Here is a 14,491-nt window from a genome sequence, read left to right as displayed (position 1 = left end):
TTTTTGAGGTTGCCCTTGCCGCTCGCCCCCGCCCTCAACGAGATCGCACCGCTCGCTCGCCTGACACTGGGCGACCGGACCTATGCGCAGCTGAGTGAGCTTCTCGTGTCCGGCCGCCTCGCGCCGGGCGACAAGCTCTCGCTGCGCGGTGCGGCCGAGGCGCTCGGCGTTTCGATGATGCCGGTGCGCGAGGCTGTGAGCCGCCTCGTGGCGGACGGAGCGCTGGAAGTCGCACCCAACCGAGCCGTGCGCGTGCCGATCATGACGACGGAGCAGTTCCGCGACCTGGCGCGTGTGCGCATCGAGATCGAGGGTTATGCCACTGAACAGGCGGCGCTGCTGCGCGACGCGGATGATCTCGCCGCCATCGCCCGCTGCGAGGAGGCCTTCCGGCTGGAAAGCCATGCTGAGAAGCCGGACGCGCCGCTGTCGGTCGAGCTCAACAAGAACCTGCATTTCGCGATCTACAGCGCGGCGCGCTCGCCGATCCTCGTCGAGATCATTCGCGGGCTGTGGCTCAAGGTGGGGCCCATCCTCAACCTCGACCTCAGGGCCAATCCGGACCGGCTGACGAGCGGCGGGGCTCGGGAGCGGCACGCCGCAGCGCTCGCCGCCATCATCGCGAAGGATGGCGCGGCGGCCCGCGCCGCCATCGCCGAGGACATCCGCAACGCGGCGGACTTCATTATCTCCCGCGGGCAGCTCGCGGACTGACGAACCAAAGGGACGGAACGGAGAGGGCAATGGATCTCGACATCAAGGGCCTGCGTGTACTCGTGACAGCGGGCGCGAACGGCATCGGCCTCGAAATCGCCCGCGCCTTCGTGCGCGAGGGAGCGCGTGTGCATGTGTGCGACGTCGACACGGCGGCGCTCGACGCGCTCGCCGGGAGCGATCCCGCCCTGACGCGCTCCACCTGCGACGTGGCGGACCGGGCCTCCGTCGCACGGCTGTTCGAGGAGGCCCTCGCCGCTCTCGGCGGGCTCGACGTGCTCGTCAACAACGCCGGCATCGCCGGGCCGACGGGCAAGGTCGACGAGATCAACCCGGAGGACTGGGACCGCTGCGTCGCCGTGTGCCTCACCGGCCAGTTCAACTGCGCGCGCCTCGCCGTGCCATACCTCAGGAAGAGCGGCAACGCCTCCATCGTCAACCTTGCCTCGGTGGCGGGACGCCTCGGCTTCGCGCTGCGCTCGCCCTACGCCGCTGCGAAATGGGGCGTCGTCGGCTTCACCAAGTCGCTTTCCATCGAACTCGGGGCGGACCGCATCCGCGTCAACGCCATCCTGCCCGGCCTCGTCGCCGGCGACCGGCAGCGGCGCGTGCTCGAGGCCAAGGCCCAGCAGCGCGGCCTGAGCTTCAAGGAGATGGAGGAGCGCGCCTTTTCCTTCACTTCCATCAAGGATTATGTCACCCCGCAGCAGATTGCCGACCAGATCGTCTTCCTCGCGAGCCCCCGCGGACGCACCATCTCCGGCCAGGCCATCTCAATCTGCGGCGATACCCAGATGCTGAGCTGATCGCGGCCCACTCGACTTCCGCGCTTCGTCTGCCGCCGCATTGTGCAGCCGCGAAATGAGCTGGCGCCTTCTCGGGCGCCTCCGGCATTGTGAAGCTCGGGCCGGCGCATGGAAATCCGGCTCTTTCCGGCCGCGCCGTGGTTGGCACGGTTGATGCTTCCTGCTTTCACTAAGACCCGGAGGGGGTCTGACAAGCGCCACAACGGGCGCAGCCTTCAGCCGCCGCCGGCCGGATTGGCATCCGGCCGGCGGCTTTTTGACCAAGCCATGGTGCGCTGCAAAGACGCAAGGATGACCCGCCGCGGCGCTTCCGGTAGGAATGCCATTCCGCCAAACCGGGCGGACGGATGCCACAAAGCAATCCCTTTGCGCGGACCGGCAACTAGTCTTGCCGTATGAGAACTCATCCTGCCGACGAACTTGCGTCCGCCGCTGCGGCGGACATCTGCAGCCGTGCCTGGCTCAACGAGGCGATTGCCCGCATCGAGGCGGATTTCAACCGCTCGGCCGACACGCATCTGGTGCGGCTCGACCTGCCCAGGGCGCCGGGCATCACGCTCTACCTGAAGGATGAATCGAGCCATCCCACCGGCAGCCTCAAGCACCGGCTCGCCCGCTCGCTCATCCTCTACGGCCTGTGCAACGGCCGCATCGGCCCCGCGACGACGCTGGTCGAGGCCTCGAGCGGCTCGACCGCGGTGTCGGAAGCCTATTTCGCCCGGCTGCTCGGCCTGCGCTTCATCGCCGTGATGCCGCGCTCGACCTCGCCGGAGAAGGTGGCGGCCATCGCCTTCCATGGCGGCGAGAGCCATTTCGTCGACGATCCGAAGGCCGTCTACGAGACGGCCCGCCGCCTCGCAGAGGAAACCGGCGGCCACTATCTCGACCAGTTCACCTATGCGGAGCGGGCGACGGACTGGCGCGGCAACAACAACATCGCCGAATCCATCTTCACGCAGATGCGCCTCGAGCCGGCGCCCATCCCCGCCTGGCTCGTCTGCGGCGCCGGCACCGGCGGCACCTCGGCGACGCTCGGGCGCTACATCCGCTACCAGAAGCACGCGACGCGGCTGTGCGTGGCGGATCCCGAGGGCTCCATCTTCCACCGCCATTATGCCGACCGCAGCCTCAGGGAACTCGAGCGCTGCGACTGCATCATCGAGGGCATCGGCCGGCCCCGGGCCGAACCGTCCTTCGTGCCCGAGGTGGTGGACCGGATGATCGCCGTGCCGGATGCGGCGAGCATCGCGGCCATGCAGGTGACGAGCGAACTCCTCGGCCGGCGCGTCGGCGGCTCCACCGGCACCAACATGTGGGCCGTCGCCACCATTGTCAGCGAGATGATGACGGCCGGCCGCCGGGGCTCCGTCGTCACGTTGCTGTGCGACGCGGGCGAGCGCTACAGCTCCACCTACTACGACCCGGCCTGGCTCATCGAGCGCCGGATCGACACCGCGCCCTGGCGCGAGAAGATGCTGCGCTTCCTCGACGGCTGCGGCCTCGCCCTGACGCAACCCTGCTGACGGGGCCCCCCGTACCCCTTGTGAGAGTCTTGACGCAGGCGCACCGCGGCCTGCCAGGCTGCCCCCCTTCCCCCGCAAGGGGGGAGGGAAAGGGCGGCGCACCTTCTCGGCGTCACGCCCTCCGGAAGAACGCAAGTAGCCTCAGGGCGTTGAGCGTGACGAGCACGGTCGCGCCGGTATCGGCGAGGATGGCCATCCACAGGCCCGTCGCGCCGACGACCGTGGTGACGAGGAAGAGCGCCTTGAGCCCGAGGGCGACGGCGATGTTCTGGCGCACGTTGATCATGGTCGCGCGCGAAAGGCGCAGCAGCACCGGCACGTCGCGCACCCGGTCGTGCAGCAGGGCCGCATCGGCGGCTTCGAGCGCCACATCGGTGCCGCCGCCCATGGCAATGCCGACATGGGCCCGCGCCAGCGCCGGCGCATCGTTGATGCCGTCGCCGACCATGGCGATGCGCCGCCGGGCGGCGAGCTCGCCGATGGCCGCGGCCTTGTCCGCCGGCAGCATGCCGCCCCTTGCCTCGACACCCAACGCGCCGGCGATGGCTGCCGCCGTGCGCGGATTGTCGCCGCTCAGCATCAGGCTGCCGACCCCGAGCGCACCGAGCTCCGCGACCGCATCGGCTGCATCGGCCCGCGGCTCATCGCGCAGGGCGAACAGCCCAGCCGCCTCGCCGCCGACAACGATGACGACGACCGTCTTGCCCTCGCCTTCCAGCCGCGTGATCGACGCGCGCAAGGCGTCGTCGAGCGGCGCCCTTTCGGCGGCGAAGGACGGCGCGCCGATGAAGACGGGCGTGCCGCCGACCGTCCCTTCCATGCCCTTGCCGGGCAGTGCACGCACATCCGAGGCCGCTGGCGGCTGGACGCCGTCCCTTCCGGCGCGCGCCGCGACGGCTGCGGCGAGCGGGTGGCTGGAATGGCTCTCGACCGCCGCGGCGAGGGCGAGGAGGCCGGCGGCGTCACGGCTGCCGAGGGGCACGATGTCGGTCACGACCGGACGACCGACGGTCAGCGTGCCCGTCTTGTCGAAGGCCACGGTCTCGATGCCCGCCAGCCGCTCGATGACGGCGCCGCCCTTGACGAGCAGGCCGTTGCGCGCCGCCGAGGACAAGGACGAGGCCATCGCCGCGGGTACGGAGATGACAAGCGCGCAGGGGCAGCCGATGAGGAGCAGCGTCAGGCCGCGATAGACCCACGTCATCCAGTCCCCGCCGGCGACGAGCGGCGGCGCCACAGCCACCGCGGCGGCGAGCGCCACGATGAGCGGCATGTACCAGCGGGCAAAATCGTCGATGAAGCGAGCAGTGGGCGCCTTGGCGTCCTGCGCCTCCTCGACGAGGCGCACGATGCGCGCGACGAGGTTGTCGGCAGCACCCGCCTCCACCACCACGCGCAGGGCCGCCTCGGCGTTGATGGCACCGGCGAAGACCTTGTCCCCCGGTCCCTTGGCGACGGGCACGGATTCGCCCGTGATCGGCGCCTCGTCGAGGCTCGAGCGCCCGTCGACGACGACGCCGTCGGCCGGCACCCTGTCACCGGGACGCACCACGACGATATCACCGATGGCGAGGGCCTCGGCCGGGACGTTTTCGAGCCGGTCACCGGTCTCGCGCAGGGCCGTCTGCGGGACAAGGGCGGCAAGGGCACGGATGCCGGAACGGGCCTTCTCGGCCGCCACGCCCTCCAGCAGCTCGCCGACGGCGAAGAGGAAGACGACGATGGCCGCCTCCTCCACCGCGCCGATGACGAGTGCGCCGATGACGGCGACCGTCATCAGCATGTCGATGGTCATGGGCGCGCCGGCCGCGGCCTTGCGCAGCGCGGTCCGGGCGATGGGCGCGGCGGCGACGAGGCTCGCCACGATGAACGCGGCATCGGCGAGGCGCGCATCGGCCAGGCTGACGCCGTAGGCGACGACGAGGAGAAGCCCCGCCGCAATGGCGATGCGGCCCTTGCCGGTCGTCCACCAGGACGGCGACGCGGCCCGGCGGGGCTCGGCCAGCGTCGCCGGCGACGCCGGCGACGCGAGGCGCGCAGCGCGATAACCGAGGCGGCGGAGCAGCGCTTCGATCTCGCCAGCGCTCGTTCCGTTGCCCAGGTCCAGCGAGACGGTCTCTCGGGCGAGCGAAACGGAGACGCCCGAGACGCCCGGCAGCCGCGACAGGGCCTTGTCGATGGTCGCGACGCAGCTCGCACAGTCCATCCCCTCGACACGCCAGGTGAAGGCCGCCGGCGAGGCCCCGCCAGAGGGGACGCCATGGTCGTGCGCACCATGAGCGGGGTCATGGCCGCAGCAGCCGCCTGCTTCTTGCGGAAGATGCGCGGTGGAATGGGTGCCGGTGTGCATGAACCTGCCCGTCCGTTTCTGGTCAGGCAGGCACCATAATTCCTGTAGCGACTACAGGGTCAAACGGCCTCCGGCGCTTTTCGATCGCAGGGCGCGCATGGCCGCCCTGTGGTCCGCTCAGACCACCAGCTTGCGGTAGAGGTGCCACGTGGCGTGGCCCAGCACCGGCAGGACGACGGCGAGGCCGACGAAGAGCGGCAGCGCGCCGGCGAGGAGGCTGATCGCGACCACCAGACCCCAGACGAGGATGGGGATCGGGTTGACAAGAGCCGCCTTGATCGAGGTCGCCACCGCCACGGCCGCACCCACGTCCCGGTCGACCAGCATGGGGAAAGAGACGGCGCTGAGGAGCAGCACGACGAGGGCGAAGCCGAGCCCGACGATATTGCCGATCACGATGAGGCGCAGCCCCTCGGGCGTGCCGAGGATCGTGGCGAAGAACTCGCCCATGGGCTTCGGAGCGTCGATGCCGAAGATCGACTGATAGATGGCATGGGCGGTGGTGACCCAGGCAAAGAAGATCGCCATCAGGGCCACAGCCAGCGCGCCGATGGCCCAGATCGAGGGCGAGCGCAGGACGTCGAAGGCATGTTTCCAAGACGTATCGAGGCCCTGTTCGCGCCGCTTGCTCATCTCATAGAGGCCGATGGCGGCGAAAGGACCGATCAACGCGAAGCCGGTGATGAGCGGATAGACCAGCGGCATCAGGTTGTTGTCGTAGGTTGCCCGTCCGAGCAGCAGCCCCATCACGGGGTAGATGATGATGAGAAAGGGCAGGTGGCTCGGCATCTCCCGGAAGTCCTCGAGCCCCCGCGCGAGTGCCTGCCAGAGGTCGCCGACCGTGATCTTGCGAACAGCCGGAACGTGGACGTCGTCGTTGGGCCCGGAAATGACGTGGAACACCATGGCTCTGCCTCCGCAAACCGTGGCGGTCGCGAGGCCCGAGATGGCGCTGCCCCCTCCTGCGCTGGTCACGTCGAGCTGCGACCTGCTGACGCAGCATAATCCCTTGCGGGCCTCCGTGTCATCCCGCGGCGAAACCGACGGCGAAGGGATCGCGACCACAGGCGGCGGATATGGCGTTGCGGACCAGTCCACGCAGGGCTGCCACCGCCTTCTCGGCTCGCGGCAGGGTGCGCCCGTCGAGTGCCGCCACCGCCATCACCAGACGCAGGCTGTTGGTGGCGAGAACGGCATCGGCCTCAAGAAGGTCCTCTGGCGCGAGCGGCGCTTCGCGCGCTGCAAGCCCGGCCTTTGCCGCCTGCGCGAGGAGCAATGTGCGCAACGTGCCGGGCAGCACGCCGTCGCAGACCGGCGGGGTCAGGAGCGCGGTTCCACGGACAATGAAGAGGTTGGCCATGCTCGTCGCGGCCACGCGCCCCTCCGTGTTGAGGAGAAGGGCATCGTCGGCGCTCCGAGCCACGGCCTCCTCCAGCGCCATCACATTATCGAGATAGGACAAGGTCTTCATCCGAGAAAGCGGTGAAGTCTCGTTGCGGCGGATGGCGACGGTGGCGAGCGTGATGTCGGTAAAGGCCATCGATGGCTGCCACGGCGCCATGGTGACGAGGAGGTTCGGCGCCGCATCGGCGGGAATGCGCAGCCCGCGGGCACCGGGGCCGCGCGTCACGGCAAGGCGCAGCGCACAATCGCCGGCAGCGGTTTCGGCCAGCAGCATGGCAACCGCGCGGACAAACGCTTCGCGCTCTACCGGCAGGCGAAGCTCGGCCGCGGCGGAACAGAGCCGGTCGAGGTGCGCGTCGAGCATGAAGGGGCGGCCGGAGACGACGAGGATGGTCTCGAACAGGCCGTCGCCGAGCGTCAGGCCGCGGTCGCGCAGGTCGAGCGCGGCCGCGGTGCCTTCATGGATCTCGCCGTTCAGGACGAACATATTCCCTCCCCGTTGGCGGCGAACCGCTCGGCGGCGGCGAGAAAATTGGCGAGCAGCGCCTTGCCCTGCGGCGTCAGCACGGATTCGGGATGGAACTGGATGCCGTAGGTCGGATGCGCGCGGTGCGCGAGCGCCATGATCTCCCCCTCGGGCGAGCGGGCCGTCACGCGCAGCGGCCCGGCTTCATCGTCGAGCGTGACGATCAGGGAATGGTACCGCCCGACGGCGAGCGGCTGCGGCAGGCCGGCGAAGAGCCCCTCCCCCTCGTGCAGGGCCGGCGCCGCACGCCCGTGCATCGGTACCCGGGCGCGCACTACCTGCCCCCCGAACACTTCGCCGATGCACTGGTGGCCGAGGCAGATGCCAAGGAGCGGCACCCGCCCGGAAAAGGCGCGGACGACGTCGCACGAGATGCCGGCCTCTCGGGGCGTGCACGGCCCTGGCGAGAGCACGACGGCCGAAGGGTGCATGGCAGCGAGCCCTTCGACATCCACCGCATCGTTGCGCACGACCGTCACCTCGCGACCGAGCTCGCACAGGTAGCGCGCGATGTTGAAGACGAAGGAATCGTAATTGTCGATGACGACGATCATGACTCACGCCGCCTCGCCCGTTGCCGAACCGGCGAAGGCCTCGAAGATACGACGGGCCTTCACCATCGTCTCCTCATGTTCGGCCGGCGGGTCGGAGAGCATGGTGATGCCGCCGCCGGCCTGCACCACGGCCTTGCCGCCGGCAAGCGTCACCGTACGGATGGCGATGTTAAGGTCCATGTCGCCGGAAAAGCCGATGAAGCCGATGGCGCCGCAGAAGACGCCGCGAGCGTTGCGCTCGAGCTCGGCGATGATCTCCATGGCGCGGATCTTCGGCGCGCCGGAGATGGACCCGCCCGGGAAGGTCGCGGCGATGAGATCGACGGCATCGCGCCCGGCCTCGAGCTCGCCCGTCACGGTCGAGACGAGGTGATGCACGTTGGCGTAGCTCTCCAGCGCACACAGCGCCGGCTCCAGTACGCTGCCCGGCCGGCAGACGCGCGAGAGGTCGTTGCGCAGAAGATCGACGATCATCAGGTTCTCGGCCCGGTCCTTCTCGGAAACGGCGAGAGCGGCTGCGAGGGCGGCATCCTCCTGCGGGTCGGCGCTGCGCGGTGCGGTGCCCTTGATCGGCCGCGTCTCGACGTGGCCTCGGTCGAGCCGCAGAAACCGTTCCGGCGACGAGGAGGCGACCTTGACCTCACCGTAGTCGAGCCAGGCGCCGAACGGCGCCGCATTGACCGAGCGCAGCCGCCGGTAGAAGGCCCAGCCGTCGAAGCCCGGCGGCAAAGGGGCCTCGAAGCGCTGGGCGAGGCAAGCCTGGAAGATATCGCCCGCCAGGATGTAGTCGATGGTGCGGCGCACGAGCGCAAGATAGTCGTCACGCGGGAAGTCCGCGACCCAGGCATCGGAGGCGATCGCCGGATTGCCGCGCGTCGGCGGCGCCGGCTGCCGCAGCCGGTCGAGAAACGTCTCCGCCCGCTGCCCGGCGCGCCGCTCACGCAAGGCGGGGTCGGTCTCGGGCCAGCCGGTGGAGACGAGGAAGGCGCGGGGGGCGGCGAGGTCGAAGGCAAGGACGACGTCGTAGAAGGGCAGGACCGCCTCGGGCACCGCGCCGGCCCCGGCCGCCGGCGGGGGCAGCCTCTCGAAGGCGCGCGCGAGATCGTAGGCGAGGAAGCCGGCCGCCCCGCCCTGGAAGGGTGGCAGGTCCGCCAGCCTCTCCTGCCGGAAGGCGGCGAGGCGCGCCTTCAGCGCCGGGACGAAAGGCTCGTCGAGCCGCTCTCCATCCCAGAAGCAGCGCCCGCCGCGCACCGAGAAGATGCCGAACGGATCGGCGGCCGCATAGGCGTAACGGCCGAGGCCGCCGTCGCGGGCGCTGTCGAGGAAGGTCAGATGCCCGAGAGGTGCGAGGCGCGCCGCCGCGTCCACAGGATCAAGGCCGTCGAGAACACGTATCTGCATGGGCCCTGCCCGACGTCCCCCAGCCTGGTTCCTGAGCCGGCATTTATGATCGCGCGCCGGCGGACCGCAAGCCCCGGCTGTCGGAAGAACGGGCGTGGGCGCGGATGCCTGCGACAAGCGCATGGCTGCTCGGTCGAGGTTCGACCGCTTGGCTTCAACGCGTCGATCTCGCGTGTGAAACGGATGCCGTCGCCATTCGGGGCGTGACAGGACACACGGCGCTGACATGGTCTTCCGGCCGTCTCCGCCGTCATGCCCGCGCTTGTCGCGGGCATCCATGCCACCCACGCCTGCGCGCTGCCGGAAGGCGTGGATGGCCGCGACAAGCGCGGCCATGACGGGCGGGGAGGCTGCGGCCCCTTTCCGTTTTCATCCGCGCCAGCCGGACGGCCGTGTAGGCGCGAGCATGGCGGTAAGACCTGCACTTCCCGGCAGCATCAGTCGCCGCTCCCGCAAGAAATCGTGATCTCGCCCCGGCGGCGTGCTACCAGTTTGGAATCGCATCAGAAAAGCGATCCGGCCTGCGACCCGGACGGCGGAGAGCGACAGGGAATGAGCGACGACGACGCGGTGATGGCGAGGCCACGCGGCAAGGGCCGGGCAAGTGTCGGCAAGGGCCGCCCGCTCGACGAGGCCGCGCTCGACGAGGTGCGCGCCGTCATCACGGAGACGCCGCTCAGGCGCGACCGGCTGATCGAATATCTGCATCTCCTGCAGGACCGTTTCGGCGCGCTGCGCCCGCGCCACCTCCATGCGCTCGCCGCCGCCATGGGCCTCGCCCAGGCCGAGGTCTTCGAGGTCGCGAGCTTCTACCATCATTTCGACGTCATCGCCGACGACGCGCCGGACCTGCCGCCGGTCACCGTGCGCGTCTGCGACAGCATCTCCTGCATGCTGGCCGGCGCCGAGGACCTCGTGGCGGCGCTCGCCGACGCGGTCGATCCGCGTGAAGTGCGTGTCGTGCGCGGGCCCTGTATCGGCCGCTGCGCCGCGGCGCCCGCCGCGCAGGTGGGGCAGCGGGCGGTCGATCACGCCACGGTCGAGACGATTGCCGCTCTCGCCGCCGAAGGAGCGACGGTTGCGCAGTTGCCGCAGTACGAGACGCTGAGCGCCTGTCTGGAGGCCGGCGGCTACCGCGCCTTCGTCTCCTGCCAGAGCGGGGCGAAAAGCCGCGAGGAGACGATCGCCGCGCTGTCGGACGCCGGCCTGCGCGGGCTCGGTGGCGCGGGCTTCCCGGCCGGGCGCAAGTGGGCGGCCGTGGCGGCGCAACCGGCGCCGCGGCTGATGACGGTGAATGCCGACGAGGGCGAGCCCGGCACCTTCAAGGACCGCTGGTGGCTGGAGCGCACGCCGCACCGCATGCTGGAGGGCATGCTGATCGCCGCCTGGGCGGTGGCGGTGGAGCGCATCTACATCTACCTGCGCGACGAATATCCGGCCGTGCGCGAGATCCTGAGGCGCGAGATCGCGGCGCTTGAAGGCGCGGGGCTCGTCGCCCCCGGATTCATCGAACTGAGGCGCGGCGCCGGCGCCTACATCTGCGGCGAAGAATCGGCGATGATCGAGTCGATCGAAGGCAAGCGCGGCCTGCCGCGCCACCGGCCGCCCTATATCGCCGAGGTCGGCCTCTTCGGCCGCCCGACGCTCAACCACAATGTCGAGACGCTCGCCTGGATCCCCGACATCCTGTCGCGCGGCGCCGACTGGTTCACCGCCGAGGGTCGGCGCGGGCACAAGGGCCTGCGCTCCTTCTCCGTCTCCGGCCGCGTGCGCGAGCCGGGCGTCAAGGTCGCGCCGGCGGGCATCACGGCGCGCGAATTGATCGACGAGTTCTGCGGCGGCATGGCCGAGGGACACGCTTTCGCCGCCTATCTGCCCGGCGGCGCCTCCGGCGGCATCCTGCCGGCCTCTCTCGCCGACGTGCCGCTCGACTTCGGTTCGCTCGATCCGCACGGTGCCTTCATCGGCAGCCATGCCGTCATCGTGCTTTCCGACAAGGACGACCTCAGGGCCGTCGCGCTCAATCTCATGCGTTTCTTCCGTGCCGAGAGCTGCGGCCAGTGCACGCCCTGCCGCGCCGGGACCGACAAGATGGTGCGCCTGATGGAAGCCGACGCGTGGGACCGCGACCTGATGGAGGATCTCTCCACCGCGATGCGTGACGCCTCCATCTGCGGCCTCGGCCAGGCGGCGCCCAATCCTGTGCGTTCGATCCTCGCCTTCTTCAACGGCACGGCAGCGGGAGCAGGAGGGGCACGATGAGCGAGACGGAGGACCTCATCCGCTTCACGCTCGACGGGCGCGAGATCACGGCCCTGCCCGGTGAGACCCTGTGGCAGGCGGCAAGGCGCGCCGGCACCGACATTCCCCACCTCTGCCACCTGCCCGAGCCGGGCTACCGGCCGGACGGCAACTGCCGCGCCTGCATGGTGGAGATCGAGGGGGAACGCGTGCTCGCCGCCTCCTGCATCCGCAAGCCAACGCCGGGCATGGTGGTGCACTCGGCCTCGCACCGGGCCGAGAAGGCCCGCGCCATGGTCTTCGAGCTGCTCCTTGCTGACCTGCCCGCGCGCGAGGCGGCGCCGGATCCGGATGCCCCGTTCTGGCAATGGGCGGAGCGCGTCGGCGTCACGGCGAGCCGCTTCGCGAACGGGCGCACTTCCTCTCATGACGGCACGGCCCAAGCTGGCCACGCCCTTCTCGCTCAGCCCCCGCACGATACGAGCCATGTGGCCATCGCCGTCAATCTCGATGCCTGCATCGCTTGCGGGCTGTGCGCACGCGCCTGCCGCGAGGTGCAGGTCAACGACGTCATCGGCATGGCCTTCCGCGGGCTCGACACGCGCCCGGTCTTCGACATCGCCGCGCCGATGGGCGCCTCCACCTGCGTCGCCTGCGGGGAATGCGTGCAGGCCTGCCCGACGGGCGCGCTCTTCGAAAAATCGCTGATGGACGCGGCGGCGCGGCAACGCACGGTGGTGGCGGATCGGCATGTTGACAGCGTCTGCCCGTGGTGCGGCGTCGGCTGCCTGACGCGCGTTGCCGTGAAGGACGACACCATCGTGCAAGTGGACGGGCGCAACGGCCCGGCCAACGAGAACCGCCTGTGCGTCAAGGGCCGCTTCGGCCATGACTACATCCGCCATCCGCATCGGCTCACGGTGCCCCTGGTGCGGCGCGAGGATGCGCCGAAGCGCGGCGACATCACCGTCGATCCCGCGAACCCGTGGACGGTCTTCCGCGAGGCGACCTGGGAGGAGGCGCTCGACCGCGCGGCCGGCGGATTGAAGCGCATTCTCGATGCGCACGGGCCGGGCGCTCTCGCCGGCTTCGGCTCGGCCAAGGGCTCCAACGAGGAGGCCTATCTCTTCCAGAAGCTGGTGCGGCAGGGCTTCGGCACCAACAATGTCGACCATTGCACGCGGCTGTGCCACGCCTCCTCCGTCGCGGCGCTGATGGAGGGCGTCGGTTCCGCCGCCGTCTCGGCGCCGTTCAATGCAGCGCTGGAGGCCGACTGCATCCTCGTCATCGGCGCGCGGCCGGCCCAGAACCATCCCGTCGCCGCCACCTATTTCAAGCAGGCGGCGAAGGGCGGGGCGACGCTGATCGTCGCCGACCCGCGCGGGCAGGACCTGATGCGCCATGCGACGCACGCCCTGCGCTTCAAGCCGGGCACCGACGTCGCGCTGCTCAACGCGATGCTCAACGTGATCATCGACGAAAGGCTCTACGACGAGCAATACATCCAGGGCCACGTGGACGGTTTCACGGCGCTCCGGGAGAAGGTCGCCGCCTTCACGCCCGAGGCGATAGAGCCGGTCTGCGGCATCCCGGCCGAAACCATCCGCACCGTGGCGCGAACCTATGCGCGCGCCGAGCGCTCGATCATCTTCTGGGGCATGGGCGTGTCGCAGCACGTGCACGGCACGGACAATTCGCGCTGCCTCATCGCGCTCGCCCTCATCACCGGCCAGATCGGGCGGCCGGGCACGGGCCTTCACCCCCTGCGCGGGCAGAACAACGTGCAGGGCGCCTCCGATGCCGGGCTCATCCCGATGGTCTTCCCCGACTATCAGAGCGTGGCGGACGACGATATCCGGGCCCGCTTCGAGGACCTGTGGGGCCGGCCGCTCGACCCGGTGCGCGGGCTCACCGTTGTCGAGATCATCGACGCGATCCACGAGGGCAGCATCCGGGCCATGTACATCATGGGCGAGAACCCGGCGATGTCGGACCCGGACCAGATCCACGCGCGTGAAGCGCTGGCCAGGCTCGAGCACCTCGTGGTGCAGGACATCTTCCTCACGGAGACCGCCTGGCACGCCGACGTCGTGCTGCCGGCCTCGGCCCACGCCGAAAAGCTCGGCACCTACACCAATACCAACCGGCAGGTACAGCTCGGCCGGCCCGCCGTGCCGCTGCCGGGCAAGGCGCGGCAGGACGTCGCGCTCATCATCGAGATCGCCAACCGCCTCGGCCTCGGCTGGACCTATGCCGATGTCGGCGAGGTCTACGAAGAGATGCGCTCGGTGATGCCGTCGCTCGCCCACATCTCCTGGGAGCGCGTCGAGCGCGAAGGCTCGGTGACCTATCCGGCGCCGGCCGACGATGCGCCGGGGACGGAGATCCTCTTCGCACAGGGCTATCCGACGAAGGATGGGCGGGCGCGGCTCGTACCGGCGGACCTGTCCCCGCCCGACGAACTGCCGGATGCCGAGTTCCCCCTCGTACTGACGACGGGGCGGCTCCTCGAGCACTGGCACACCGGCTCCATGTCCCGCCGCTCGAGCGTGCTCGACGCCATCGAGCCGGAGGCGATGGTCGCCATGCATCCAGGCGAGATCGGCCGACGCGGCCTCGCGGCCGGCGAGATGGTGCGCGTCGAGACCCGGCGCGGCACGATCACCCTGCGCCTGATGGCCGACCGGCAGGTCGCGGAAGGCATGATTTTCATCCCCTTCTGCTACGGCGAAGCGCCGGCGAACGTCCTCACCAACCCGCAGCTCGACCCCTTCGGCAAGATTCCCGAGTTCAAGTTCTGCGCCGCGCGCATCACGCCTGCAGGCTGACGACATGCGTCACCGGCGGCTGCGGCATGGCACCAACCGCAGGCTCGAACCTGCCGGTGGCAATCTCATCGTTATTGCAAGGACAAGGCCGCTCTATTTAATTTAGAATGATTAAAAAATTAAATGACTATGCCAAAGCGCCCG

General features: G+C 69.8%; 10 protein-coding genes. 5 read left to right on the top strand and 5 right to left on the bottom strand.

Annotated elements, in window-relative coordinates; genetic code table 11:
• The first annotated feature begins 15 nt into the window (after positions 1–15).
• From BOQ54_RS04230 to BOQ54_RS04220, 3 genes are all read left to right on the top strand, one after another.
• On the top strand, positions 16–714 hold the full coding sequence (locus BOQ54_RS04230; protein WP_186438023.1) for a GntR family transcriptional regulator: 699 nt from the start codon (positions 16–18) through the stop codon (positions 712–714).
• Between the two features lie 29 nt (positions 715–743).
• Positions 744–1,520, top strand: coding sequence for an SDR family oxidoreductase (locus tag BOQ54_RS04225; RefSeq protein ID WP_055460905.1), 777 nt, complete (start codon positions 744–746; stop codon positions 1,518–1,520).
• 395 nt (positions 1,521–1,915) lie between these two features.
• A complete protein-coding gene (locus tag BOQ54_RS04220; protein WP_071923331.1) occupies positions 1,916–3,043 on the top strand; it encodes a PLP-dependent cysteine synthase family protein in 1,128 nt (375 codons plus the stop codon).
• A 112-nt stretch (positions 3,044–3,155) separates the two neighbouring features.
• On the opposite strand, the gene BOQ54_RS04215 is transcribed toward BOQ54_RS04220, so the two are convergent.
• The 5 genes from BOQ54_RS04215 to pabB form a co-directional block, all read right to left on the bottom strand.
• Complete coding sequence (locus tag BOQ54_RS04215) at positions 3,156–5,393, bottom strand: heavy metal translocating P-type ATPase (RefSeq protein ID WP_083585900.1); 2,238 nt, start codon at positions 5,391–5,393, stop codon at positions 3,156–3,158.
• 117 nt (positions 5,394–5,510) lie between these two features.
• Complete coding sequence (locus tag BOQ54_RS04210; RefSeq protein ID WP_055460908.1) at positions 5,511–6,299, bottom strand: DUF2189 domain-containing protein; 789 nt, start codon at positions 6,297–6,299, stop codon at positions 5,511–5,513.
• Between the two features lie 118 nt (positions 6,300–6,417).
• Positions 6,418–7,284: an aminotransferase class IV gene (locus BOQ54_RS04205; protein ID WP_071923329.1), complete on the bottom strand. Its 867-nt coding sequence runs from the start codon at positions 7,282–7,284 to the stop codon at positions 6,418–6,420.
• Entirely contained in the window at positions 7,272–7,877 is a 606-nt protein-coding gene (locus tag BOQ54_RS04200) for an anthranilate synthase component II (RefSeq protein ID WP_055460909.1), read from the bottom strand. Before BOQ54_RS04200 ends, BOQ54_RS04205 begins: the two co-directional genes overlap by 13 nt.
• 3 nt (positions 7,878–7,880) lie before the next feature.
• Entirely contained in the window at positions 7,881–9,278 is a 1,398-nt protein-coding gene (gene pabB / locus BOQ54_RS04195; RefSeq protein ID WP_071923328.1) for an aminodeoxychorismate synthase component I, read from the bottom strand.
• Between the two features lie 552 nt (positions 9,279–9,830).
• On the opposite strand from pabB, the gene BOQ54_RS04190 reads away from it, so the two are divergent.
• Together BOQ54_RS04190 and fdhF are read left to right on the top strand one after the other, a co-directional pair.
• Entirely contained in the window at positions 9,831–11,540 is a 1,710-nt protein-coding gene (locus tag BOQ54_RS04190; RefSeq protein ID WP_071923327.1) for an NAD(P)H-dependent oxidoreductase subunit E, read from the top strand.
• Positions 11,537–14,347 (top strand): formate dehydrogenase subunit alpha, encoded by a 2,811-nt coding sequence (gene fdhF, locus BOQ54_RS04185; protein ID WP_071923326.1) that lies wholly within the window; start codon positions 11,537–11,539, stop codon positions 14,345–14,347. Before BOQ54_RS04190 ends, fdhF begins: the two co-directional genes overlap by 4 nt.
• Positions 14,348–14,491 lie beyond the last annotated feature (144 nt).

It is taken from the genome of Chelatococcus daeguensis, from assembly GCF_001887265.1.
Classification (GTDB): Bacteria; Pseudomonadota; Alphaproteobacteria; order Rhizobiales; family Beijerinckiaceae; genus Chelatococcus_A; species Chelatococcus_A sambhunathii.
The sequence above is the reverse complement of the archived record's forward strand: the minus strand, read 5'-3'. Positions and strand labels throughout refer to the sequence as shown.